The organism is Georgfuchsia toluolica, from assembly GCF_907163265.1.
Lineage (GTDB): Bacteria > Pseudomonadota > Gammaproteobacteria > Burkholderiales > Rhodocyclaceae > Georgfuchsia > Georgfuchsia toluolica.
In genome coordinates, this window is sequence record NZ_CAJQUM010000001.1 from 2,368,681 (window position 1) to 2,393,334 (window position 24,654).

Here is a 24,654-nt window from a genome sequence, read left to right on the forward strand (position 1 = left end):
TCTCGTTACCTCCATGAGCGAAGCAGGCCCAGATAAACGATGCGCAGCAGCGAAACGGGCAACAGCCTTATGGGCAGGCGGATAAGCAGATTCGCCATAGTATCCCTGAAAGTCAAGAGACGCTCTCTGCGCAGGCCAACAAGATTTCTGTATTCCTGCGCGATGTAGGCCCATCCTCGCCTGCGGCCGTAAAAGTTGCCTCCTCCCCTGACCTTGACGAGGGAACTCTGGACGTTATGCAGGCGCTGGTTGTCCTTCAAAAGGCGAAGCGCGAGCCACCAATCTTCACATAGGCCGTTTATCTGGGGATACCCGCCCACCTTTTCGACCAGCGACTTCCTGAAAACAGCGGCGGCATGGTTGAAGGGCGTGCGATAGCGGGCATACTTCGCGATGTGCTGATGACATTCAGGCACTCGCCTGACGGATTCTTTCCGGGAAAGTTTCTCATCGTATTGCTCATACCAAGAACTTACCAGGGCCAATCCGGGGTCCTGGTGGAAGCTCCGCAACTGCACCGCGAACCGGCCGGGCAGGCTGACATCGTCGGCGTCCTGCCTGGCAACGAGATCGTTTCGGCACGCTTTCAGCCCTTCGTTCAGGGCTTCGGCCAGACCTCTGTTCTGTGGCAGTTGCACGAGGGTCACCAGATGCGGCCGCGATGCCTGCAATTCATCAAGAAAGTGCTGTATCTCTGATGGAACCGGTCCGTCGCGGACGATGACAATTTGCTCCGGCGCGGGTATCTGGACGGCTACGGAATCAAAAGAGTCCCGCAGATACTGCAAGTTATCGTTGCGATAGACGGCCATCAGGACCGACAAGGGGGCAGGCGCCATCATTCTCTCGCGAACAGGCTGGAAAAATCAGCGCGGGGGAAAACCTCCAGTTTCCCGCCGAGGGTGGCGTTAAAGACCTTGCGATCATCCAGTTCAAACATCAGCTTGCAGAGTTGATAGCTCTTGAGCACATTGTGCAGTTTCGGGTCGTGCCACTTTTTCCCCTTGCCAAAATAGTCTGGATGAAAGTGGTTCACATCATCTTCGGTCGACTCAATGACGTCGCCTTCTTTGATCGCCGTGGTGGGTATCTGATAAGAAAAATCCATTCCAATCAGGTACACCTCAGAGAACCCCATGTAATAGGCCAGTTGCAGATTTACGATTGTGACGGATTGCCCGCAATATACGTTGTGCGCGGCATCGACAGAGAATCGGGGAGTTTCGTAATAGGCGGAACGGGGTTCGTAGAAACCACGGTTCATGTTGAGAAAGTAGGTATCGCCCTGGGAACGGAGGAATTGGTGCCTGAAGCGTGCCGGCAGGAATTTGGCCCCGCCTTGCCTTGGTTCGTAGTCGCGGATGCTTGGCGCGTTGTCACGAACGACGTGGTAGTCCTCCACGACGTAATAGAAGGGCCGGAAACCGTTCTCTTTTGTCTTGTAAAAGATGCCGTTAACGGCAAAGGTGTATTCGTTTTCCAGTAGGCCGAAATCCATCTGGTTTATGGAGGGGCCGTTTCCGATGATGAAGCACCGTTCGCCACGATGCGCATTATGAAAGCGCCGCAGGGCGCTGGAGGAAGACGCAAGAACCGAGAAGGGTTCCTCCAGATAGGTATTGCCCATGGCATGCAACGCCTGCTTCGCCAGATTCTTCACCCGAGTTTCCATGCTGATTTCCAGTCCAAAAACAAGTCAATAAGCCCCATGCCTATTGAATACCACATTTATCGTCTTGAATAGAATGGCTATGTCATACCAGAGTGACCAGTTCCGCACATACCATGCATCGAGGCTTACGCGCTGGGCGTAGCTGGTTTCGTTTCTGCCGCTGATCTGCCATAGTCCGGTGACCCCCGGGCGCACCTGGAGGTAGAGGTCTACGCTGTCTTCATAGCGCTCCAGCTCGGCTGTGACGATGGGCCGCGGGCCGACAAGGCTCATTTCGCCTCTGACGACATTGATGAGCTGGGGGAGTTCGTCTAGGCTGGTCTTGCGCAGAAAATGGCCCACGGGAGTAATGCGCGGGTCGTTCCTGAGCTTGAAGTCCTTTTCCCATTCAGCTTTTGCAGCGGGGTCGTTCTCGAGCAGTTGCTTGAGAATTTTGTCCGCATCCGGCCGCATGGACCGGAACTTGAGGCACTTGAAAGGCTTACCGCCTCGTCCAATGCGAGTGTGTCCATAGATTGCTGTACCCCCTTCGCGTCGGATCAGGATGGCCAGTGCAAGTAAGAATGGTGACAACAAAATCAGTAGCAAACTGGCCACCACCAAATCGAATGACCTCTTGATCCAGACATACCCGCGACGCGAAAGATTGTTGCGTACCGTGAGAAACAGCACCTCATGGCTGAAAAAATGTGAAACCTGGGTACCGAAGAGGGGCAGACCACGCAATGCCGGGATGATGTGAATGTTGGCGTGGGTAGAGAGGAGGCTCTGGATAATGGTTTGGTTTTCCGGATCGATAAGCGAGTCGAATGCGACGATGACCCTGGGATTGTCAAGGTTTTGGAGCACTAGATCCAATGGCTGTGATTGATCAAGGATGGGGAATGTTTCCTGGCCGATGGTGAGGCTAGTGTGGATGGCTCCGTCGGTTGCGTCCCCTGGCAATGAGCGAAGAGGGCTCCCTTGGGATGACGAGTTAGTATCGACTCTGATAAAACCGAGTATGCGATAGCCCATTTCGCGCTCGCTATTGATGGCGAGCAAGGCGGCGCGGGCGTTTTCGCCGGTGCCGACGATGACCGCAGGGAGCTGCCAGAGGCCGAGGTCGTCGAGCAGGTGTCTCGCACCGTAGCGTCCAAGCGGGATCAGGATAAAGTTGAGCCCCCAGGCAATCAGATGGCTGGTGCGGCCGGTTTCCAGGTCGGCGACAAAGGCAACGGCGCTGGAAACCATGAACATCATGGCCAGCACGCGAATGATTGCGCGCAGTTCGTCCCAGAAGGGGCGGCGTCGGGCATAGTGCTCCAGCAGCAGCCAGAACCAGCCGATGGTGATGACAATAACCACGGCCTGGCTGATGACGGCGTCACGGTCAAGCCGGCTCCAGCTATAGAAATCGTCGCTCGCCGGCCAGGAAATGGCGATGAAGGTGCCGAGCAGGATGAGGACATCGACACTGGCCAGGGTGAACTTTTGAAGCCATGGATAGGTCGGCAGGATAAGGATACCGGCGGGGCCTATGGCGGGATTGGCAAGATAACGCCGGTGGCGTATGTAGGTGGCGACAATGGCCAGGGTCAAGGCGGCAATCAGACTGCCGACAAGGTCCATTAAGGAAGTGAAGGTGTTATCCGCTGCTTCCTTTTGCCGTACCTCGAAAGCCGTATGGGGTCGTGCCGCGCCGGCGGGATAACAGGCGACTTTGGCTCGGTCGCCTCTGAGTGTAGCCTGATGTTCGCTTTCCCGGCAGGCAAGGAGCGCGGCGTCCGCGTGCGGAGCAGTGTAGAGAATGACCCCATTGGCGATACGCGCGGAGGCAACGGAGAGCGGGGTTTCATCGAAGCGTTGACGCAGTTCGGCGGTTGGATTTTCGATGCAGGCCTGGATGTCGGTGCGGCATAAATGACAACTGGTAGTGATGGCGTTGACCACGGAAGCGGCTGTGTTTTCGCAGGCCGCCTTGTCCTGCCGGCCGTTGAGCAGGAAGTCGAGCCGCATGCCGCCGCCGGCTTCCATGACGACATGGGGGTAATAGAGCGTTGGCTGAGGCAGGACGATCAAGCCGATGGCGATGAGGACGAGAACAACAAGGACGATAAGCGAGCGGCGGGGAAACATTTTGGGTTGAGTGGTATGTTGTTGCGCCGAGGCGATGTGATTGCTGCCGAGAGCGGCAGTGCTGATTTCCTTGCTCATTGGAGTAGTGTTCGTTGCGTTATGCGCTAAATCGCCACGCCGATGATGGTACCAATGGCGTTGACGATCGCATCCGCGGTTTCAAAGACATGGTCATGCGTGACGATTTCGGTGGCTTCATGGGCGAAGCCGTAGTGTTCGTTGCGTTATGCGCTGAATCGCCACGCCGATGATGGTACCAATGGCGTTGACGATCGCATCCGCGGTTTCAAAGACATGTCCATGCGTGACGATTTCGGTGGCTTCATGGGCGAAGCCGATGAGCGCGATCAGCACCGCAATGAGGAGCGCCGGTTGCCGGGGCCAACCGAGCGAGGAGGTAAGGCCGATCATCGCGTAGACGGCAAGGTGCGCCACCCAATGCAATACGCCGGGAAAGGCATGGCCGACGTTGGGGATGCTGCCGATCGTGAAGAGGCCGAGCGTGAGCAAGACGGCCGCCGCGCGCGCCAGTGAGTTGATGAGAGGGTGCATTGCTGCATTCATGGCGATGATTTTACATTATGACGGAGGGTAGAACTGAATCGCCACGACCCTGGTCTCTCACTCCGATCAAGCCCAGCAGGAGCAGGCGGCTTTCATCATTCAGTTTCCCTCGCCAACCGAAGCGCTGTTGCTTTCAGGCCGACAAGGATCGGATCGGCGACGGTTGCAGGAAATCCTTGCGGAAGCCCGGCGGAAACGGCCTCGACAATCGCCGGGGTTCTCTCGACCAACTCGCGGACGATGCGCTTCCCCGGCGCCTCGAATCCGCAATGTTTTGCAAGGTCATTAAAGTGGCGCCGCTTGATTTCGCTCCACTTGTAATGCGCATTTTTTCCATGCAATGCCATGGCCATCTTGAGCTTCTTTTCCGGAATGCGTTGGGGGGCATTGCCAACGACCGGGTAGGCCGACATTACGTCATACCTCGGCGTCAGCCGGAATCCGCCACGCGGTTCGATGAAAATGCTGAAGTTCTTTGCATGCCCGTCTATCGCGCAGAGCAACCAGAAAATTACCTGAGTACGGAAGAAGTCCTGGCGATCCAACTCTGCGTCGCTGGAACCCAACAGCAGATTCATGATCGATTCAATGCCTGGCCCGCCTTCATTTTCGTACTTTGCCGCTGCGGAAACGCCCTTGGCCTGGCACATATCCTCCTGCGGCAGCCGTATCAGCCATTTGCCATCCGCGGAAATCCGGCGATCGAAGCGCTCCACCACAAGGACGGCTTGTTGTCCAAACTTCGCCGGCCAGCAATCGGCCACCGGTACGCCGTAGGCCTTCAATATTTGCGCGCACAGCCATTCGTTTTCCACCGAAGTCGTGAGATCGATTCCGCCATGGCCATGATGGCCAATGGGCAGTTTCAGGATATGCGTGGTTGGCGTTGCGCCCAAAGGTTTCTTCCACGCGCCGGCATGGAGCAAGAGCGCGGTTTTCTCCTGAGCGCCGGCAAGGGAGATGCGGAACTCATCGTCATCCTGGTACCGGCCAAACACTGGAATATGGGTCAGGATGCCTTCGATTTGCGCTTCGCTCAACGCTTCGCCTTCGATGCGCCGGAAGTCTCCGGGAGAGTCGCCGTCCGGCAGGAGTTGAAGCGCGCCAACGCAATCACGACCGATTCCCGCCAGCAGGTCAAAAGATGTTTGAGACTTGGCACCGAAGCGTTGTTGAATCCTCTCGCGAATTTTCTGGTTGTCGGGAAGCAGGTTGTCAAAGTAGTGCTTGACCACGGGGCCGCTATATTTGCGGTTCGTAAGCGCCATTGACAGGGAAATAGGCCGGCCCAGGGGTGACCCGATCCAGGAGTCGTCATACTGGAAGTGGTGAACGCCTTGGGCATCGACCGACCAGCGCCCGACCAACTCGCCATTCATCCAGACACCCAGGGCTTGGGTCTTTGAACGCCGCCCCACTATTACCACTCCGATCCGGCTTGGCCGCATCCCGCCGGCGATTTTTCCCGGATGACCAGTTCAAGATTCAGTGCCGACAACATCCGGAACAGGCTTTCAATGGAACTGCCTTCGGGCCGGGTTTCGAGTGCGGAAATGGTCTTCGGCAGCAGCCCGACGCTGGCGCCGGCGCCGCTCTGCGTGATGCTCTTGCGTTTGCGTTGGGCGCGCAGAATCTGCGAAAGCTGCTGCGGTGTCCTGGCGACGGTTTCCATTGAATACCCCCCTGTAAGGCATATCCGCACTATATACCCTGTAAGGGATATACTCAATAGATACCCTATAGGGTTGATTCCGAGGATTGGGTGGAAATCGGGGAAAGAGACTCAGGGATGCGCCGAGCGGGAACCCTGCTGCCACCGCCACACATCGGCACACATTTGATCCAGCCCGCGTTCTGCTTTCCAGTTCAGCATCTCCCGCGCCAGGCTTGGGTCGGCCCAGCACTGGGCGATATCGCCGGCGCGGCGGGAGGCGATCTGGTAGGGAATTGAGCGGCCGCTGGCTATTTCAAAGGCCTTGACCATGTCCAGCACTGAATAGCCCCGGCCGGTCCCCAGATTGACGGTAAGCAACCCACCCTTCCGCTTGAGGTAGTCGAGCGCGGCGACATGGCCTTCCGCCAGATCCACGACGTGGATGTAATCGCGTATGCCGGTGCCATCTGGAGTGGGGTAGTCATTGCCCCAGACGTTGAGGAATTCACGCTTGCCGACGGCGACCTGGGCGACGAAAGGCATCAGGTTATTGGGGATGCCTTGCGGATCTTCGCCAATCAGTCCGGATTCATGGGCGCCGACGGGGTTGAAGTAGCGCAGCCGCGCCATACGCCAGTCTGGCTCGGCGCGATGCAGATCGGCCAGGATATCTTCGATGATGAGCTTGCTACGGCCGTAGGGGTTGGTCGCCGAGCGCGGGAAATCTTCGCGGATCGGCACGCTGGCCGGGTCGCCATAGACAGTGGCCGACGACGAAAAGACAAAGGTCTTGACCTGTGCCCTGCGCATGGCGGCCAGCAGTTGCAGCGTGCCATGGACATTGTTGTCGTAATACTCGAGCGGTTTTGCTACCGATTCGCCCACGGCCTTGAGGCCGGCAAAATGCATTACGGCACTGATGGGGTGGCGGTCAAACAGATCGCCGAGCAACTGACTATCGCGCACATCGCCCTGGATGAAAGCGGGGCGCTTGCCGCAGAGAGTTTCCAGCCGGTCCACCACATCTGCTTGGCTGTTGCAGAGGTTGTCGAGGATCAGCAGTTCGTGCCCCGCCTTTGCCAGTGCAACGCAGGTGTGCGAACCGATATAGCCGGTACCGCCGGTGACCAATATCATTGAGTTTGTTCTTTGTGGAAGTGCCAAAACTGAGGAGCGATTATCGCCCATTTGGCCAATGGGTCAAAGATGCAAGATTCAAGGTTCAAGTCGCAAGGACGCGCAATCAGGCGGGTGGCAAGCTATTTCGCCGTTTCCTGCCAGCGGCGCACATCAATGCCTGCACGCGTATAGCTTTCAGGTGCCGCACAGACCAGGCGTGGCAATATGGCGGCATCACCCGCAACATTAAGCCACTTGCGTAGCCCCTTGAACATATCTTCAGTAACAGTGGCTGATGATTTGATTTCCACTGGATGCTTCCCTCCCCTTCAAGGGGAGGGTCAGGGTGGGGATGGGGTAGCATGAAGACATGAAAGGCCAGGCTCACCGTTCCATTGACGACAGAGAGTTTCGGCGCGACCTGAGAAAGAATGCAACCGACGCCGAAAGACGTCTGTGGCAACGCTTGCGGGGCGGCCAACTCGCTGGCGTCAAGTTCCGCCGGCAACATCCATTCGATGGCTATGTGCTCGATTTTGTGAGTCTTGAAAAGCGCCTGATCGTTGAGCTCGATGGTGGCCAGCACCTGGATAGTGCGCGGGATCGCGTTCGGGATTGTCGGCTGATGTCAGCGGGATTTCGTGTATTGCGCTTCTGGAACAACGATGTTCTGGAGCAAACCGATGCCGTCGTTGAAGCCATTTGGCGGAAATTGGGCGAATCGGACCCATCCCCACCCCTGCCCTCCCCTTGAAGGGGAGGGGGTTGGAGCGTCGACCACTTTCGTTTGGCAACCAGGACAGGCCGATAAATAGAGAGGATGCCCAATCCCGCGTAAAATGCGCGCCTCCTCCTTGCAACATTTTTCCCACCATGAGCGTCAGTTCCACTACCGATATCATTGCCGACATCCGCGCCGGGCGCATGGTCATCCTTGTCGATGACGAAGATCGCGAAAACGAAGGCGATCTGGTGCTGGCGGCCGAGCATGTCACGCCGGAAGCGATCAACTTCATGGCCAAATACGGCCGCGGTCTGATCTGTCTGACGCTGACGCAGGAACGCTGCCGCCAGTTGAACCTGCCGCCGATGGTGAGCGATAACCAGTCGCAGCATCGCACCGCCTTCACAGTCTCCATCGAGGCGGCGGAAGGCGTAACCACCGGCATCTCGGCCCACGACCGCTCGCGCACCGTCCGGGCTGCCGTGGCGCGCGACGCCAAGCCCAGCGATCTGGTGCAGCCAGGCCACATTTTCCCGCTCGAAGCGCAGAAAGGTGGCGTGCTGGTGCGCGCCGGTCACACTGAAGCCGGCTGCGATCTGGCCCAACTGGCACGCCTCACGCCGGCCGCCGTGATTTGCGAAATCCTCAAGGATGACGGCACCATGGCGCGCCTGCCCGACCTGCTCGAATTCGCGCGCGAGCACCAGCTCAAGGTCGGCACCATCCGCGACCTGATTCACTATCGCGCCAATTATGACAAGCTGGTCGAATGCGTCGCGGAAAAGGAAGTCAGCACCGCGCACGGCCAGTTTCATTTGCGCGCCTATGTGGACAAGACCAACGGCCAGGTGCATGTGGCGCTGTCGCAAGGTGCCATCAGCGCCGAGACTGAGACGCCGGTGCGCGTCCATGAGCAGATGTCGATTCTCGATTTTGTCGATTATCCGGGACGGCATCCCAGTTTCAGCATTGATCGCGCGCTCAAAACCATTGCCCGGCGCGGCCTCGGTGTACTGGTGCTGCTGCACAGCCCGCAAATGGGGCAGGATATGCTTGCCGCACTCGACGCTCCCGATGGCAAACGTCCAGCGCTCGCCTGGGATCCGCGTAATCACGGCATCGGCGCACAGATCCTGCGCGACCTTGGCGTCAGCAAGATGCTGCTCATGTCGTCGCAGCGCAGAATGCCGAGCATGAGCGGTTTCGGCCTGGAAGTCTGCGGCTACATTTCGCCCGACGAAGCAAAGGATTGATATGAAACGCCCATCAAACTCGCAGAGGGCCAGCAGGAGGACGGACATGGCACGCGACAGGCAAATTCCCGAAATCGAACCCAGTCTCGCCGCCACGGGCATGCGCATCGGCCTCGTCATGAGCCGTTTCAACGAAGACATCGGCGAGGGCCTGCTCTCGGGCTGTTGCGCCGAACTGCTGCGCCTTGGCGTCGCCACCGACAACATCCGGCTGGTCACTGTGCCCGGTGCGCTGGAGATTCCACTCGCCCTGCAAACCATGGCGCAGAGCGGCAAGTACGACGCACTGGTGGCGCTGGGCTGCGTGATCCGCGGTGAAACCTATCACTTCGAGATCGTCTCCAACGAGTCCGCACGCGGCATTACCGATGTGCAACTGGCGACCGGCGTGCCGATAGCCAATGCCGTGCTAACCACTGAGAACGACGACCAGGCCCTGGCGCGCATGGCGGAAAAAGGCGCCGAGGCGGCGCAAGCCGCAGTCGAAATGGCGAATCTCCAGAGGGAGATTCGCCGGTGACACAAATGACGGCACTCCCTCCCAACCTCCCTCGCCACGCGAGGGAGGTGACTAACGAATCGCTTCGCGAAAAAGGACGGTGACATGGCGGCCGTGAAATCGCCACGCCATCGGGCGCGCGAATTTGTCGTGCAAGGGCTTTATCAATGGCAGGTCGGCGGGCAGGACGTGGCGGCGATCCGGGTACAAGCTGAAAGCGTGGCCGGTTTCGACAAAGCCGACCTTGAGCTCTACCAGACCCTGCTCGACGATGTCATGACTAACGCAAATACCTTGCGCGATCTGTTGCAGCCGCATATATCGCGGCCGTGGGGCGAAATATCGCCGATCGAGCGCTGCATCCTGCTATTGGCCGCCTGCGAACTGAAAGAGCGGATCGAGACGCCGTATCGCGTGGTTATCAACGAAGCCATCGAACTAGCCAAGACCTTCGGCGGCACCGACGGACACAAGTTCGTGAACGGGGTGCTCGACAAACTGGCGCCGGCGTTGCGGTCCGCGGAAGCAGCGCCGCGCTAGACGCAAGGCAGTCTCATGCCCGCCGAGACACCTTCCGAGTTTGATTTGATAGAGCGCTACTTCAAGCGCACTGCGCCCAGTGCGCTGCTCGGCGTCGGCGACGACGCCGCCATCATCGAACCCGCAACCGGCATGCAGTTGCTGATGTCCACAGACATGCTGGTGGCCGGCACGCATTTCCTGCCCGATGCCGAGCCCGAAGCGTTGGGCTGGAAAACCCTGGCCGTGAATGTCTCCGACCTCGCCGCGATGGGCGCCACGCCGCGCTGGACGCTGCTGGCGCTGGCGCTGCCCAAGGTTGCCAATGAGGCCGACGAGGCATGGATCGCTGCCTTTGCGCGTGGCTTTTTCGCCTGCGCCGACGCCTTCGGCATCGAACTGATCGGCGGCGATACTACGCGCGGGCCGCTGAATTTCTGCGTCACCATCCTCGGCGAAGCGCCTGCCGGACAGGCGCTGTTGCGTTCCGGCGCCCGCGTAGGCGACGATGTCTGGGTCTCCGGCCAACCCGGCCGCGCGGCGCTCGGGCTGGCGCATTTGCAGGGGCGCTGCGTTCTCGACGATGCGGCCAGGAACGAATGTCTCGCCGCTCTGCATCGCCCCCAACCGCGGATAGCGCTTGGCCTCGCCTTGCGCAATGTCGCTTCGGCCGCAATCGACGTTTCGGATGGATTGCTGGCCGATCTCGGCCATATCCTCGACGCCTCGCATGTCTCGGCGGAAATTCAGTTGGATCGTCTGCCGACATTGCTCGCCGACGGTCGGGTACCCGAGGATCTGGTGCGCGATTGCATACTGGCCGGGGGCGATGACTATGAATTGGCATTTACTGCTGCGGCCGGGTTTCGGCCCCGCATCGAATCGCTTGCCAGCTCTCTCCAGTTAGCGCTTACTCGCATAGGATCGATTGCACAGAAGGGCACAGATAAACTTCGCCTGATCGACAGCCACGGACAAAAGGTGGCGGTCGGCCGCCTTGGCTATGACCATTTTCTTGGGCACAAATGAAAAAATCCATCCCGCCGCCGCTGAAATTCCTGTTTGCCCACCCCGCGCATTTCATCGCCTGCGGCTGCGGCAGCGGCCTGTCGCCGTTTGCCTCGGGCACTGCCGGCACTCTGTTCGCCTGGATCACCTTTCCGCTGTTCGTTTTGTTGTTGCCCAGCGCCGCGATCATTTTCGAGGCCCTCGCTGTGTTGTTCATCCTCGGCATCATCGTCTGCAATATCACCGGGCGTCACCTCGGCGTCGTCGATCACGGCGCCATTGTCTGGGACGAGATCGTGCCGTTCTGGACCGTGCTGATGTTTGTGCCCGCGGGGTTTTCATTGTCTGCCCTTGAATGGCAATTGCTGGCTTTTCTGACTTTTCGCTTTTTCGACATCATCAAGCCGTTTCCGGCCAACTGGTTCGACAAACAGGTCAAGAATGGCTTGGGCGTGATGATGGACGATGTTGTCGCCGCAGGTTATACGGTGCTGGTGCTGTTGCTGGCCCAACAACTGTGGGGTCGTATTTGATGCAACTTGATGCGTTGTCACGGCAAGTCGGTAAAACGCTGCAAAAGGCAAACCTTACGCTGGCGACAGCCGAGTCCTGCACCGGCGGCTGGGTCGCGGAAGTAGTGACGCGAACGGCCGGCAGTTCGGGCTGGTTCGAGTGCGGCTTCGTCACTTATTCGAATGCGGCGAAAACACGCTTGCTCAATGTCGCCGCGGCAACGCTGACAGCGCATGGCGCAGTGAGCGAAGCCACTGCCGCCGCAATGGTACTGGGCGTCTTGGCGCACAGCACCGCCGGCGTCGCGCTCAGCGTGACCGGCATTGCCGGGCCTGACGGCGGCAGCGTGGATAAGCCGGTCGGCACAGTCTGTTTCGGCTGGTGCCGCAGGAATGGAACACCGCAAACGGCTACCCGCCACTTTGCCGGCGATCGCACGAGTGTCCGTCGCCTGGCAGTGCTGTTTGCGCTCGAAGGCCTGCTGCGCCAGCTTGAACAGGTGTAACCCGGATTCGTCCGCTGGCTCATGTAGCGAGCCACTCCCTTATGTAACCTTGGCTAGGCAACATCTGTGCCATAATTTCACCAACCTTCAGGAAGGATTCCACATGGACGACAACAAGAGCAAGGCGCTGCAGGCGGCGCTGGCCCAGATCGAAAAGCAGTTCGGCAAGGGTTCGATCATGAAAATGGGCCAGGCACAGATCGATAACGACCTGCAAGTAGTGTCTACCGGCTCGCTCGGTCTTGATATTGCGCTCGGCGTCGGCGGTTTGCCGCGCGGTCGCGTGGTCGAAATCTATGGCCCGGAATCGTCGGGCAAAACCACGCTTTGCCTGCAAGTCGTGGCCGAGATACAAAAGGCGGGCGGCACCGCCGCTTATATCGACGCCGAAAACGCGCTCGATCCGGTGTACGCCGGCAAGCTTGGCGTCAACGTCGGCGATCTGCTGATATCGCAACCCGATACCGGCGAAGAGGGCTTGGAAATTACCGACATGCTGGTGCGCTCCGGCGGGGTTGACCTGATTGTGGTGGACTCGGTCGCGGCGCTTACTCCGAAGGCGGAAATTGAAGGCGAAATGGGTGGCCAGTTGCCCGGCTTGCAAGCGCGCCTGATGAGCCAGGCACTGCGCAAGCTGACCTCCAATATCAAGCGCACCAACACGCTGGTGATTTTCATTAACCAGATCCGCATGAAAATCGGCGTCATGTTCGGCAACCCGGAAACCACCACTGGCGGCAATGCGTTGAAGTTCTACGCTACGATCCGCCTCGATATCCGCCGTACCGGTTCGATCAAGAAGGGTGACGAAATCATCGGCAACGAAACCCGTGTCAAGGTGGTCAAGAACAAGGTGGCACCGCCGTTCCGCGAAGCGCACTTTGATATTCTCTATGGCGAGGGAATATCGCGCACGGGCGAGGTCGTCGAGCTTGGCGTCGAACACAAGTTCGTCGAGAAATCCGGCGCCTGGTATGCCTACAACGGCGAAAAAATCGGGCAGGGCAAGGACAACGCGCGCGAGTATCTCAACGATCATCCGGAAATCGCCGCCGAGATCGAGAACAGGATTCGCGCCGCTGTCGGCGTCACCGCCCTGGCAGCCGCGCCCGTTACTGAATGAAGGAACTGCGCCAGCAGGCGATCCGCCTGCTCGCCCGACGCGAACACACCCATGCAGAGTTGCGCAAAAAACTTGAAGGCGAAGGCACGACCGCCGAAATCGACGCCGTGCTCGCCGATCTCGCCGGTTGCGGCTTGCTCTCGGATGAGCGTGCAACGGCCAGCTATCTGCGTGGCCACGGCGCACGCTTTGGTGCTGCCCGGCTCAAACAGACGCTGCGCGCCAAAGGTGTTGACGCCGACACCATCGCCGCAGGTTTGGAAAACGCGGAACTTCCGGGCGAACTCGAACGCGCCCGCGCCATCTGGCAGCGCAAGTTCCGCACTGCGCCGCGGGATCCGCACGAATGGGCGCGCCAGGTGCGGTTTCTGCAATCGCGCGGATTTTCCGTCGATGTCATACGCCGCTTGTTGAAGGGGCAGGATCCAGAGTGACCATGGAAGAAGCAAGCACGACGGCAGAAAAACCGGCAGCACGCTTGAGTGCCCACAATCTGCACAAAAAATATAAATCGCATCCGGTGGTCAAGGACGTGTCCTTCGATGTCAACGGCGGCGAAGTGGTCGGTCTGCTCGGCCCCAACGGCGCCGGCAAGACCACCTGCTTCTACATGATCGTCGGCCTGGTGGCGTCGGATGGCGGCGCCATTCATATAGATGATGCGGTATTGACGCATATGCCGATCCACCAGCGTGCCCGGCTTGGCCTGTCCTACCTGCCGCAGGAAAACTCGGTGTTCCGCCGCCTCACGGTGAGCGACAACATCCGCGCCATCCTGGAGTTGCAGAACCTCGACGAGCAGGAAGTCGAAGGTCGGCTCGATGGATTGCTGCAGGAATTGCACATCAGCCACATCAAGGACAACCGGGCAGCCTCACTGTCGGGCGGCGAGCGGCGCCGTGTTGAAATCGCCCGCGCCCTGGCCACCGAACCACGCTTCATCCTGCTCGATGAACCCTTTGCCGGCGTGGACCCGATTGCCGTGCTCGATATCCAGAAAATCATCGGCTTCCTGCGCAACCGAGGCATCGGCGTACTGATCACGGACCATAACGTGCGCGAAACGCTGGGGATTTGCGATCGCGCCACGATCATCAATGCCGGTGAAGTGCTTGCTTCTGGTCATCCCGAAGAAATCGTCCATAATGAAAACGTAAGAAAGGTGTATCTGGGCGAGCATTTCCGCATGTAGTGCTCCCCCCGCCAGGTTATGAAACAGACGCTACAACTCAGACTTTCCCAACACCTGGCCCTGACGCCGCAGCTGCAGCAGTCGATTCGGTTGCTGCAGTTGTCTACTTTGGATCTCAATCAGGAAATCGAACAATTCCTGATAGCCAACCCGTTGCTTGAGCGTGACGAGCCCAATACCGACGGCGCCGCCTTCGTGCCGGCACAAGAGGCAATGCCCTCGCTGCAATCGAGCGAACAGCCTCCCGCCGAAAGTTCCAACAATGGCGCCGATGACGGCGAGGACACGCCTTGGAGCAATGAAAGCTTTTCCGGCGGCTCGCCGCGCGATGCCAACGACGAGGACAACGATTTCGCCGAGACGCAGACGGCAGTGTCCAGCCTGCGCGATCATCTTCTGGCGCAGTTGGGCATGACGCAACTGTCTGATCGTGACCGCGGTTTCGTGCACTTCATCGTCGAGGCACTCGATGAGGATGGCTATCTGGCGCAGCCGCTGGAAGATCTGGTGGCGGTATTGCCGGAGGGCTTTTGCGAGTCCGAGGAGGAAGCCCTCGAGGAATTGCGGATTGCCCTGCGTCATGTCCAGAGTCTTGATCCTTCTGGCGTCGGTGCGCGCAGCCCGCGCGAATGCCTGGAATTGCAATTGCATAACCTCGATACTGACGATGAAACCAGGCCGCTGCGCGAACTGTCGCTGGCCATTGTCAGTCATCATCTCGACCAACTGGCGGCGCGCGATTTCACCCGCATCCGCAAGGCGCTCGGCTGCGGCGATGAAGACCTGCGCGCGGCGCATGCGCTGATTCTTTCGCTCAATCCGCGGCCCGGCGCGCAATATTCGGCCTCCGAGGCGCGCTATGTGACTCCCGATGTCATGGTCAAGAAGCTGCGCGGCAAATGGACCGCCAGCCTCAATCGCGAGGCCATGCCGCGCCTGCGCATCAATCGCATGTATGCCAACATCCTGCAGCGCAATCGTGGCAGCGGGCTGGCGGGGCAATTGCAGGAAGCGAAGTGGCTGATCAAGAACGTGCAGCAGCGCTTCGACACCATCCTGCGCGTGGCGCAGGCCATCGTCGACCGCCAGCGCGCATTTTTCGATCACGGCGAAGTGGCAATGCGCCCGCTCACATTGCGTGAAATCGCCGATGCCCTCAGCTTGCACGAATCGACCATCTCGCGCGTGACGACGCAGAAATACCTGTCCAGCCCGCGCGGAACGTTTGAACTCAAATATTTTTTCGGCAGTCACGTTGCCACCGACAGTGGCGGCGCGGCTTCCAGCACCGCGATCCGGGCGCTGATCAAGCAGTTGGTGAGCGCCGAGGACGGCCACAAGCCGCTCTCGGATGCCCGCATCGCGGAAATCCTCGGCGAGCAGGGAATCGTGGTGGCGCGGCGCACCGTCGCCAAGTACCGCGAGTCCCTGAGTATCCCGCCGGTTAACCTGCGCAAGTCGCTTTAAGGGAGTCATCATGAACATCAATATCACCGGACATCACATCGAAGTCACGCCTGCCATCCGCGACTATGCCACCTCGAAGCTGGATCGCGTCATCCGCCACTTCGATCACGTCATCAGCGTCCACGTCATTCTCTCGGTAGAAAAACTCTTGCAGAAGGCCGAGGTGACGCTGCATGTGAAAGGCAAGGACATCCACGCCTACGACACCGGCGCCGATTTGTATGCGTCGATCGACGCGGTTGCCGACAAACTGGTCCGCCAGGTGGTCAAGCACAAGGAAAAGGTGACCGACCATCCGCACGACAAGCTCGCACCAGAAGCCGGGGAATAAGCCGAATTGTCCGGGGTATACTGCGCCGTTTCTCATGGCCAACGCCTGCCGATGAACCAGATCGCGAAAATCCTGCCTGTCTCAAACATCGTTATCGATCTTGACGTCAGCAGCAAGAAACGCGCGTTTGAGCAGGCCGGATTGCTGTTTGAAAATCAGAACGGCATCGCCCGGGCGACGGTGTTTGAGGCGCTGTTCGCGCGGGAAAAACTTGCTTCAACCGGCCTCGGTCAGGGCATCGCGATTCCGCATGGCCGCATCAAGGGCCTCAAGGAAGCAGTGGGCGCCCTGTTTCGCCTCAAGGCTGCAGTGCCTTTCGATGCTCCCGACGGACTGCCGGTCAACCTGTTGTTCGTCCTGCTGGTGCCGGAAGCCGCCACCGAAAAACACCTGCATTTGCTGTCTGAACTGGCGCAGATGCTCTCCAGCAAGACATTCCGTGATCAACTGGCCGCCGCTCATGACGCAGCGGCCATCAAGGAGCTGATCGACCAATGCGTCGCCAACTGACCATCGCCGAGCTGTTCGATGAACGCCGCGACAAGCTGGCACTGACCCATATCTGCGGCGATCTCAATCGCTCCATCACCCTCGGCCATGAAAGCAGTTCGCCGGCCGATATCGTCGGGCACCTCAACCTGATCCACCCCGACCGCTTGCAGGTGATTGGCGCTCCCGAGTGGGCATGGGCAGAGAAACACCCGACCGAGCGGCTGCGTCGCCCGATCGAGGGGATCATTGCCGCCAATTCACCCGGCATTATCGTCGCCGATGGCAGTCCCCTGCCCGAATCGCTGATCGCAACGTGCAAGGCCGGCAACATGCCATTGTTCTCAACGCCGGTGCAGTCCGCCGTTGTCATTGACTCCTTGCGCAGCTATCTTTCGCGCAAGTTTGCCGAGACCGTCACGCTGCATGGCGTGTTCATGGACGTGCTCGGTATCGGCGTGCTGGTCACCGGAGACTCCGGCGTCGGCAAGAGCGAGCTCGGCCTGGAACTGATTTCGCGCGGCCATGGCCTGGTCGCCGATGATGTCGTGGAAGTGTCGTGCATCAGCCCCGATGCGCTGGAGGGGCGCTGCCCCGAACTGTTGCGCAACTTCATCGAAGTGCGCGGGCTGGGTCTGCTCAACGTGCGCACCGTATTCGGCGAGACGGCCTGCCGGCGCAAAATGCGCCTGCGTCTGATCACCCATTTGCAACGTCCTCTGGCCGGAGTTCCCCAGTCGGCGCGGCTGCCGCTCGACGCGCAGGAAGAAATGATTCTTGGTGTGCCAATTCGCAAAGTGACGATTCCCGTCGCCGCCGGACGCAACCTGGCAGTATTGGTGGAGACGGCGGTGCGTTCGACCATCCTCAAATTGCGCGGCATCGACTGTATGCAGGAATTTCTTGACCGCCAGCAGGAGGCGCTGAATGCAGATCCCGGCGAACTATCCGGAACGTGACAGGAAGCGGTAGAATCGCTCCCGGCATATGCCAATTAATTCTGCAAAGGAGATGCACATGAGCAAACTGATCGGCACGCTGGCAGCGGCGGCATTTGTGTTTGGCCTGCAGGGGCAGGCATTGGCCGCAACCACCCAGCAGAACAAGATGAAAACCTGTAATGCCGAGGCCAAGGAGAAGGCGCTCAAGGGCGATGAGCGCAAGGCCTTCATGAAGGACTGTCTCTCGGCCAAGAAGGAAGGAGCCGCCGCAAAGACAGAAGAACCGGCTGCAAAGGCTGAAGATGCCAAAATAACGCAACAGGACAAGATGAAGAGTTGCAACGCCGAAGCCAAGACCAAGGCGCTCAAGGGCGACGAGCGCAAGGCCTTCATGAAAGAATGTCTCTCCGCCGACAAGAAGTAGTCTTTACCAACCGGTTGCGCTGCAAAGTGCAACCGGTTTGATTGAAAGGAGATGTCCATGACTATTCCCGCAACTGCCACTGCCTTTACCCTGGAAAGCCCAGACCTGCCCGCCGGCAAGCCCATTCCCGAGGACTTTGTCCTGAACGGTTTCGGCTGCACGGGCTGCAATGTTTCGCCGGCACTTGTCTGGAAGAATGCCCCGCCCGAAACGAAGAGCTTTGCCCTGACGGTATACGATCCCGATGCGCCGACCGGCAGCGGCTGGTGGCATTGGCTGGTGATCAATATCCCGGCTGATGCCAAAGAACTTGTGCGGGGGGCGGGCGATCCTTCTTCCGGCAAGGCACCTGCCGGATCGCTGCAAACGCGCACCGACTATGGCATGCCCGGCTGGGGCGGTCCCTGCCCGCCAGAGGGCGACAAACCGCATCGCTACATTTTCACTCTGCATGCATTGAAGACCGACAAGCTCGACCTGCCGCAGGATGCCCCCGGGGCGATGGTCGGCTACAACATCAATGGCAACACCATAGCCAAGGCCAGCTTCACCGCGCGCTACGGTCGCTAGCAGAACGACACGGCGATATCGAAACATACAACAAGCAGCCGTCATTCCGGACGCCGCGTCAGCGGTGAGCCGGAATCCAGCGACTTTCAAGACCCTGGATTCCCGCCTGCGCGGGAATGACAATAGTTTGGTGGCACATTGCTCCGCGCCACTTATTTTTTGACTATTCAACTTCCCCGACATGGATATCGTCAGCATTGTTCACGCATTGATTCTCGGCGTCGTCGAAGGCCTGACCGAGTTCCTGCCTGTCTCCAGTACCGGCCATCTTATCCTGGTCGGCGACCTGCTCCACTTCAATGATGACAAGGGCAAACTGTTCGAGGTCGTCATCCAGTCCGGCGCCATTTTTGCGCTGTGCTGGGAATACCGTGTGCGCATTGCCGCCGTGTTAAGCGGGCTGCCCAGCGACCGTGCGGCACAGCGCTTCACGCTGAACCTCGTCATCGCCTTCCTGCCGCTGGCGATTCTCGGCCTGTTGTTCCAGAAAACCATCAAGACACATCTGTTCCAGCCGCTGCCGGTGGCGCTGGCCTTCATCATCGGTGGTTTCGTCATCCTCTGGGCCGAGCGGCGCCAGCACAGGATTCGTGTCGACAGCGTGGATGAACTGGATGTCATCGACGCCTTCAAGCTTGGCTGCGCGCAGGCCTTCGCCCTGATCCCCGGCACCTCCCGCTCCGGCGCCACCATTATCGGCGGCTTGCTGTTCGGCCTGTCGCGCCGCGCCGCGACCGAGTTCTCCTTCTTTCTCGCGATCCCCACCCTGCTCGCCGCCACCGCCTACGAGCTGTACAAGGAACGCGCCCTGCTCTCCACCGACGATCTGGGCATGTGGGCTACCGGTTTTGTCGCCGCCTTCGTCTCGGCATTCTTTTGTGTGCGCTGGCTGCTGCGCTATATCAGCAGCCACGACTTCACGTTATTCGCCTGGTATCGCATCGCCTTCGGCATTGTCGTCATCGCCACCTGGAAACTCGACATGGTGAACTGGGCGGCGCCTTGATCTATTGCAAATTTCATAAATCAAGGTAAATATGGCAACCGTCATCCCACAGGGATTCCCTTCGGTCATCGCAAGAGCCACTCACCCGTGGCGATCCACCGCTGGATTGCCGCGCCCCTCCGAGGCTCGCAATGACAAACCGGGCAACAAGGACTAGATCAAGACAGTACAACAATTGCATAAATGCAATATGTATTTGCCAATTCAATCCAGATAAACCGATTTGGTGTAGATGCTAAAAATGAGTGTGTCCCTTATTATTGATGGGCTGCCACGTGCGTAGTGGCCAGCGACGAACCTGTCCATTCCCTTCTCGCCATAGTAGGCGTATCGCATTAACCTGATAGCACAACAGCATTGGAGTCATAAGGATGAACCGATATATTGGTGTGTTCTGGCTGCTTGTCGCACTTGGTAGCGGTGCGGTTGCTGCAAGTTCGGATGACCTGGAACAATCGTTTAACCCCTACCGATCGGGCTACCCAAAGTTCCCTGGCCTTGTCGCCGGTACCGTTATCCGCAAGAACAATGTCGAGCAGTTCAAGGAGGCAATTGACCCCGGTCTCTACTTGACCATCAAGAATGGTTGGCAGGAAGTGAAGGTGATGCCGACCACGGCCCTCCCGGTCGATCCAGCGAAGTTGGAAGCAACCCGTAAGAGCATGGGCAAGACCAGCTTGGGACCCAGAAGCGGGGACATCGAAGCTTATGGCGCAGGCCGGCCATTCATTGAGGAGCCAGATATCAAGGATCCCCGTGCCGGAGAAAAGTTAGCCTTGAATTTCAAGTACAGCGCAGGCGTTGGCGAAAACGCCACAATTTTTCCATTCTATTGGCGCTACCGCGACATGAGGACCGGGAACGTGGAGCGCACGGTCAACTTCAGCTTTCATTTTCTCAAATACAAGCACCGCACACGCGACCCGGCGCCAGAAATCACACCAAATCCCGCCAATTTGTTTTTGGGAATTTACGCCAGGGTGTTGGCGCCGCTGGATCTGAAAGATACGCAACTGCTGATTCATCGCTATGACGACGACCACAGGATAGACGACGCCTACATGTACTTCGGTTTTCAGCGGAGAGTACGCCGTCTGGCAACAGGTCAGACGACCGATGCCTTCCTTGGGTCGGATGTGATGATCGAGGATTTCGAAGGCTACAACGCGCAAATTTCGGATATGAAATGGGCCTACCGCGGTAGCCAGATCCTGCTGCTGCCAATCTTCAATCACAATGAGTTGTCGCTCGCCAGCGACATGCCGACCGAGGCCGATGGTTACCGCTTTGTAAACTTCAGCGGCTACGGCGGCTGTTTTCCGGATGTGACTTGGCAGCTACGCAAGGTGTTCGTTCTTGAAGCGGTACCACTCGCAGCCGGTCATCCAGTCAGCAAGCGCATTTTCTACCTGGACGCCCAGTCCATGCAAATCAGCCGAGCACTGATTTACGATCGCAGGGGGGAACTATGGAAGATCGGGACTCTCGGCAAGACTCACCCAGATTTTCATCTGCCCGAGAACAAGGGTACCGGCACGCCGATTGACGATGCCTTCTCTGCGGTCGATGTCCAGGCTATGCACTGCACGACGGGCCAGTTCAAGAGCCGGGTTGATGCTACGGTTAACCGTCCGTCACTGTTTCAGGTTCAGAACATGCGCGGAGATTGATGCCAATGAAGTGTAGTAATGGGGGGGAAGGCCACGATTTTTCTTCTATTGGGACGGCGCTCGTATGAAGCATGAGTGGTGATGAACGAGCAGTGCCCGGCGTCAGACGTGCGGTTTGTGGCGACGATATTGCCGCCGTTGGCGCCACGCTATAATCCGCGCCCCTGACGAAAATGCGCGGGTTTGATGTCTTGACTGCCCCGTCCGCGCCAGCCCGATGAACATCCTGTTTGAAGACGAAGGCAGCTTCAAGGCTGGCCACATCCTTGCCGACAACAACACCTCCTTGCAGGTCGAGTTGCCCGGCGGCAAGCGGGTCAAGGTCAAGGCGGCCAACGTGCTGCTGCACTTTGCCCAGCCCAGTGCGGCAGAGTTGATCAAAGCCGCCGAAGAAGCTGCCGCCGCAATGGACACCGACTTCCTCTGGGAAGCCTGTCCCGACCAGGAATTCGGCTTCGAGGAATTCGCCGCCGATTATTACGGCCACGCACCGGGTGCGGTGGAAGCTACCGCACTGCTGTTGCGCCTGCATGCCGCGCCGATGTATTTCCATCGCAAGGGCAAGGGACGCTTCCGCAAGGCGCCGTCCGAGATTTTGCAGGCTGCACTGGCAGGGCAAGAGAAAAAGCGGCAGCAGGCACTTACCGTCGAACGCATGGTCGCGGACCTCAAGGCCGGCAAGCTGCCCGACGAGTTTGTGTCGATGCTGCCGCAACTGCTCTACAAGCCGGACCGCAACCGCCTGGAGACCAAGGCGTTGGAGACCGCCTGTGCCGAGAGCGGGCTTTCGGTCGCTGCCCTGATGCAGCAATGTGGCGCGATCCGCGATACGCACGAATATCACCTCGGCCGTTTCCTGTTCGAGTATTTCCCGCAGGGAACGGGATTTCCTCCTTACGAGATGCCGTCAAATAACAATGGCGCGCAGCGCCCTGATAGTCACCCCCTTCCATGGGGCGAGGGTGGGGTTTCGAGGAGCAATGCTCCGAGCCAACCGAGCGGGCGAGCTGTGCAAAGCGAGCCCTCCGGGGGGCGGGGGGAAGGCAAACAATATGGCGATGGGGAAGGACTTGAACTGAGCATGGCGAATGTTCAAGCCTTCTCAATCGACGACGCCCATACAACAGAGATCGATGATGCCTTCTCCATCGAGGTGTTGCCGGATGGCAGCCTGCGCGTTGGCATCCACATCGCCGCGCCGGGGCTGGGCGTGACGCCCGATTCGACATTGGGCCAGGTCGCGCGTGCACGACTGTCCACCGTCTACATGCCGGGGCGCAAGATCACCATGCTGCCCGAAGTTGTGGTCGAGCGCTTCACGCTCGCGGCGGGGCAAACGGTACCCGCGCTGTCGCTCTATCTCGATGTCGCGCCCGATCTCAAGCTGCGCGGCCACGAGACGCGCATCGAGCGCGTGCCGGTGGTGGCCAACCTGCGCCACCACGACATCGAGCCGCTGTTCAACGCCGAGACGCTGGCCGCGGGCCTCGCCGAGTTTCCCTTCAGCGACGAACTGCGCCGCCTGTGGGAACTCGCCACCGTGCTTGAAGCCGGCCGCGGCAAGGCGGGCGCGGCGGCGCAGCGCAAGGACTACAACTTCCATGTCGACTGGAACGCCGACACGGCGCTGGGCAAGGGCCACGTCGAGATCGACGAGCGCCCGCGCGGCAGCCCGCTCGACATGCTGGTCGCCGAACTCATGATTGTCGCCAACTCCACCTGGGGGGCGCTGCTGCGCGATGCCGGTGTGGCCGGCCTGTATCGCGCCCAGAGCGCAGGCAAGGTACGCATGACCACCGTCGCTGCAGCCCATGAAGGCCTCGGCGTCGATTGCTATGCCTGGTCGTCGTCGCCGCTGCGCCGCTACGTTGATCTCGTCAATCAATGGCAGCTCATTGCGCTGCTGCAGCAGACGCCGCCGCCATTCACTGCGAAGTCGGAGGCCTTGCTCTCGGCACTGCGCGATTTCGAACTGACCTACGCCGCCTATGCCGAATTCCAGCGCGGCATGGAACATTACTGGTGTTTGCGCGCACTCATGCAGAACGCGCGTGATACCTTAACGGCACGGGTGGTGCGTGAAAACCTGGTGGTGCTGGAAGACATGCCGCTGTTCATGCGCCTGCCCTCGCTGCCGGCACTCGATCGCGGCACGCGCGTCAGCATCGAGATCGAAAAAATCGATCTGCTCGATGCCGCCATTCGCGCCCGATACGTGGAATTGTTGGCATCAGATGCCACTGATGTCGCTTTAGAAGCAGCCGAAGAGGGGGAGGGCGGAGAGTAAAATCTCCACATGTCTTCAGTAGCCGCCAGACACCCCGGGCCGCCTTTTGCCTGGCCGGCATTCCTTGCCGCGATGCCCCCCTCCCAGCGAAATTTCACGCTGGCGATGGCGGCGTCGCTGATGTTCCACGCTATCCTGCTCTCGATCCATTTTCGTCTGCCCGAAGCGCTGTTGCGCAATGCCGAGAACGCGCTCGACGTTGTCCTCGTCAACAGCAAGCACGCGCACAAACCGAAGAATGCGCAGGTCCATGCGCAAACCAATCTCGATGGCGGTGGCGACAGCGAAAATAACGAACGCGCCGCTACGCCGCTGCCGCCCTCGGCAGCGACGCACGAAGGCAACGATGTCATCGAGGCGCGCCAGCGCGTGGCCCGGCTCGAAGCGCAGCAGCGCCAGCTCATGACCCAGCTCAAGGCAAAGGCGCTGAGCAACGCGGCGCCGAAACACAACGACGCACCAGTGCGGCAGCAGGAGCAGCCCGCCGAGTCCGGGCTCGACCTCGCCAGCCGCGCCATGGCGATCGCGCGACTCGAAGCGCAAATCGACCGGCAGACGAATGAATACAACAAGCGCCCGCGCAAGAAGAATATCGGCATCCGCGCCGAGGAATACCGTTTCGCACAATATGTCGAGGACTGGCGGCAAAAAATCGAGCGTATCGGCAACCTCAACTATCCCGAAGCAGCCAGGGGACGCTGGTATGGCAGCCTCGTGTTGACCGTGACCATTCTCAATGATGGTCAACTCAAGGACGTCGAGGTCAACCGTTCCTCCGGCGTGCCACTGCTCGACGATGCCGCCAGGCGCATCGTGCGCATGGCGGCGCCCTATGCCGCTTTCCCCGACAACATCAAGCGCGACACCGACATCATCGAAATCACGCGCAAATGGGCCTTCACGCGCGAGGACATGGTGCAGACGCAAGCAGCCAATCGATGACTGATCGCTACGCCGTTTTTAGTTCCGGCCGCTGCGCTTAACATTCGCTGCGCGCATGTCAGCC

The 24,654-nt window shown here is 59.3% G+C and carries 28 protein-coding genes; 20 read left to right on the forward strand and 8 right to left on the reverse strand.

Annotation, left to right across the window (positions count from 1 at the left end):
* Positions 1 to 5: 5 nt before the first annotated feature.
* From K5E80_RS11175 to K5E80_RS11210, 8 genes are all read right to left on the reverse strand, one after another.
* A complete protein-coding gene (locus tag K5E80_RS11175; RefSeq protein ID WP_220636226.1) occupies positions 6 to 842 on the reverse strand; it encodes a glycosyltransferase in 837 nt (278 codons plus the stop codon).
* On the reverse strand, positions 839 to 1,672 hold the full coding sequence (locus K5E80_RS11180; RefSeq protein ID WP_220636227.1) for a 6-hydroxymethylpterin diphosphokinase MptE-like protein: 834 nt from the start codon (positions 1,670 to 1,672) through the stop codon (positions 839 to 841). Before K5E80_RS11180 ends, K5E80_RS11175 begins: the two co-directional genes overlap by 4 nt.
* Before the next feature lie 24 nt (positions 1,673 to 1,696).
* Positions 1,697 to 3,868: an undecaprenyl-phosphate galactose phosphotransferase WbaP gene (gene wbaP / locus K5E80_RS11185; RefSeq protein ID WP_220636228.1), complete on the reverse strand. Its 2,172-nt coding sequence runs from the start codon at positions 3,866 to 3,868 to the stop codon at positions 1,697 to 1,699.
* A gap of 117 nt (positions 3,869 to 3,985) precedes the next feature.
* Positions 3,986 to 4,342, reverse strand: coding sequence for a VanZ family protein (locus K5E80_RS11190; RefSeq protein WP_220636229.1), 357 nt, complete (start codon positions 4,340 to 4,342; stop codon positions 3,986 to 3,988).
* 107 nt (positions 4,343 to 4,449) lie between these two features.
* Positions 4,450 to 5,733, reverse strand: a complete 1,284-nt coding sequence (locus K5E80_RS11195; protein ID WP_246590949.1) for a type II toxin-antitoxin system HipA family toxin — start codon at positions 5,731 to 5,733, stop codon at positions 4,450 to 4,452.
* Positions 5,734 to 5,774: 41 nt separating this feature from the next.
* Positions 5,775 to 6,026 (reverse strand): helix-turn-helix domain-containing protein, encoded by a 252-nt coding sequence (locus K5E80_RS11200; protein WP_220636231.1) that lies wholly within the window; start codon positions 6,024 to 6,026, stop codon positions 5,775 to 5,777.
* Positions 6,027 to 6,137: 111 nt separating this feature from the next.
* Entirely contained in the window at positions 6,138 to 7,145 is a 1,008-nt protein-coding gene (galE, locus tag K5E80_RS11205; protein WP_220636232.1) for a UDP-glucose 4-epimerase GalE, read from the reverse strand.
* Positions 7,146 to 7,267: 122 nt separating this feature from the next.
* On the reverse strand, positions 7,268 to 7,438 hold the full coding sequence (locus tag K5E80_RS11210) for a hypothetical protein (protein ID WP_220636233.1): 171 nt from the start codon (positions 7,436 to 7,438) through the stop codon (positions 7,268 to 7,270).
* A gap of 59 nt (positions 7,439 to 7,497) precedes the next feature.
* Between K5E80_RS11210 and K5E80_RS11215 the strand changes: the two genes are divergently transcribed.
* The 20 genes from K5E80_RS11215 (at position 7,498) to K5E80_RS11310 (ending at position 24,590) form a co-directional block, all read left to right on the forward strand.
* Positions 7,498 to 7,881 carry an endonuclease domain-containing protein gene (locus K5E80_RS11215; RefSeq protein ID WP_220636234.1) on the forward strand — a complete coding sequence of 128 codons (384 nt, stop codon included), beginning with the start codon at positions 7,498 to 7,500 and terminating at the stop codon, positions 7,879 to 7,881.
* 119 nt (positions 7,882 to 8,000) lie between these two features.
* The gene (ribBA, locus tag K5E80_RS11220; protein WP_220636235.1) at positions 8,001 to 9,104 is read left to right on the forward strand and encodes a bifunctional 3,4-dihydroxy-2-butanone-4-phosphate synthase/GTP cyclohydrolase II; all 1,104 of its coding nucleotides are present in this window, start codon (positions 8,001 to 8,003) and stop codon (positions 9,102 to 9,104) included.
* A 46-nt stretch (positions 9,105 to 9,150) separates the two neighbouring features.
* Positions 9,151 to 9,624, forward strand: coding sequence for a 6,7-dimethyl-8-ribityllumazine synthase (gene ribH / locus K5E80_RS11225; RefSeq protein ID WP_220636236.1), 474 nt, complete (start codon positions 9,151 to 9,153; stop codon positions 9,622 to 9,624).
* Positions 9,625 to 9,708: 84 nt separating this feature from the next.
* Complete coding sequence (gene nusB / locus K5E80_RS11230) at positions 9,709 to 10,143, forward strand: transcription antitermination factor NusB (RefSeq protein ID WP_220636237.1); 435 nt, start codon at positions 9,709 to 9,711, stop codon at positions 10,141 to 10,143.
* A 15-nt stretch (positions 10,144 to 10,158) separates the two neighbouring features.
* Positions 10,159 to 11,151 (forward strand): thiamine-phosphate kinase, encoded by a 993-nt coding sequence (gene thiL / locus K5E80_RS11235; protein ID WP_220636238.1) that lies wholly within the window; start codon positions 10,159 to 10,161, stop codon positions 11,149 to 11,151.
* Positions 11,148 to 11,663: a phosphatidylglycerophosphatase A family protein gene (locus tag K5E80_RS11240; RefSeq protein ID WP_220636239.1), complete on the forward strand. Its 516-nt coding sequence runs from the start codon at positions 11,148 to 11,150 to the stop codon at positions 11,661 to 11,663. The genes thiL and K5E80_RS11240 overlap by 4 nt, the downstream gene beginning before the upstream one ends.
* Complete coding sequence (locus K5E80_RS11245) at positions 11,663 to 12,148, forward strand: CinA family protein (protein WP_220637309.1); 486 nt, start codon at positions 11,663 to 11,665, stop codon at positions 12,146 to 12,148. Before K5E80_RS11240 ends, K5E80_RS11245 begins: the two co-directional genes overlap by 1 nt.
* A 103-nt stretch (positions 12,149 to 12,251) precedes the next feature.
* Positions 12,252 to 13,271, forward strand: coding sequence for a recombinase RecA (gene recA, locus K5E80_RS11250; protein WP_220636240.1), 1,020 nt, complete (start codon positions 12,252 to 12,254; stop codon positions 13,269 to 13,271).
* Positions 13,268 to 13,705 (forward strand): regulatory protein RecX, encoded by a 438-nt coding sequence (locus tag K5E80_RS11255; RefSeq protein ID WP_220636241.1) that lies wholly within the window; start codon positions 13,268 to 13,270, stop codon positions 13,703 to 13,705. Before recA ends, K5E80_RS11255 begins: the two co-directional genes overlap by 4 nt.
* A 2-nt stretch (positions 13,706 to 13,707) precedes the next feature.
* Positions 13,708 to 14,463: an LPS export ABC transporter ATP-binding protein gene (gene lptB, locus K5E80_RS11260; RefSeq protein ID WP_220636242.1), complete on the forward strand. Its 756-nt coding sequence runs from the start codon at positions 13,708 to 13,710 to the stop codon at positions 14,461 to 14,463.
* Positions 14,464 to 14,481: 18 nt separating this feature from the next.
* Complete coding sequence (locus tag K5E80_RS11265) at positions 14,482 to 15,930, forward strand: RNA polymerase factor sigma-54 (RefSeq protein ID WP_220636243.1); 1,449 nt, start codon at positions 14,482 to 14,484, stop codon at positions 15,928 to 15,930.
* Between the two features lie 10 nt (positions 15,931 to 15,940).
* Positions 15,941 to 16,261 (forward strand): ribosome hibernation-promoting factor, HPF/YfiA family, encoded by a 321-nt coding sequence (hpf, locus tag K5E80_RS11270; RefSeq protein WP_220636244.1) that lies wholly within the window; start codon positions 15,941 to 15,943, stop codon positions 16,259 to 16,261.
* 51 nt (positions 16,262 to 16,312) lie between these two features.
* Complete coding sequence (gene ptsN, locus K5E80_RS11275) at positions 16,313 to 16,771, forward strand: PTS IIA-like nitrogen regulatory protein PtsN (protein WP_220636245.1); 459 nt, start codon at positions 16,313 to 16,315, stop codon at positions 16,769 to 16,771.
* The gene (gene hprK / locus K5E80_RS11280; RefSeq protein ID WP_220636246.1) at positions 16,756 to 17,709 is read left to right on the forward strand and encodes an HPr(Ser) kinase/phosphatase; all 954 of its coding nucleotides are present in this window, start codon (positions 16,756 to 16,758) and stop codon (positions 17,707 to 17,709) included. Before ptsN ends, hprK begins: the two co-directional genes overlap by 16 nt.
* A gap of 58 nt (positions 17,710 to 17,767) precedes the next feature.
* Entirely contained in the window at positions 17,768 to 18,115 is a 348-nt protein-coding gene (locus tag K5E80_RS11285) for a PsiF family protein (protein ID WP_246590950.1), read from the forward strand.
* A gap of 57 nt (positions 18,116 to 18,172) precedes the next feature.
* Positions 18,173 to 18,685, forward strand: coding sequence for a YbhB/YbcL family Raf kinase inhibitor-like protein (locus tag K5E80_RS11290; RefSeq protein ID WP_246590951.1), 513 nt, complete (start codon positions 18,173 to 18,175; stop codon positions 18,683 to 18,685).
* A gap of 181 nt (positions 18,686 to 18,866) precedes the next feature.
* Positions 18,867 to 19,691: an undecaprenyl-diphosphate phosphatase gene (locus tag K5E80_RS11295; RefSeq protein WP_220636249.1), complete on the forward strand. Its 825-nt coding sequence runs from the start codon at positions 18,867 to 18,869 to the stop codon at positions 19,689 to 19,691.
* 371 nt (positions 19,692 to 20,062) lie between these two features.
* Positions 20,063 to 21,361, forward strand: a complete 1,299-nt coding sequence (locus K5E80_RS11300; protein ID WP_220636250.1) for a DUF1329 domain-containing protein — start codon at positions 20,063 to 20,065, stop codon at positions 21,359 to 21,361.
* Positions 21,362 to 21,578: 217 nt separating this feature from the next.
* Positions 21,579 to 23,648, forward strand: coding sequence for a ribonuclease catalytic domain-containing protein (locus K5E80_RS11305; protein WP_246590952.1), 2,070 nt, complete (start codon positions 21,579 to 21,581; stop codon positions 23,646 to 23,648).
* Positions 23,649 to 23,657: 9 nt separating this feature from the next.
* Positions 23,658 to 24,590 (forward strand): TonB family protein, encoded by a 933-nt coding sequence (locus K5E80_RS11310; RefSeq protein ID WP_246590953.1) that lies wholly within the window; start codon positions 23,658 to 23,660, stop codon positions 24,588 to 24,590.
* Positions 24,591 to 24,654: the final 64 nt, after the last annotated feature.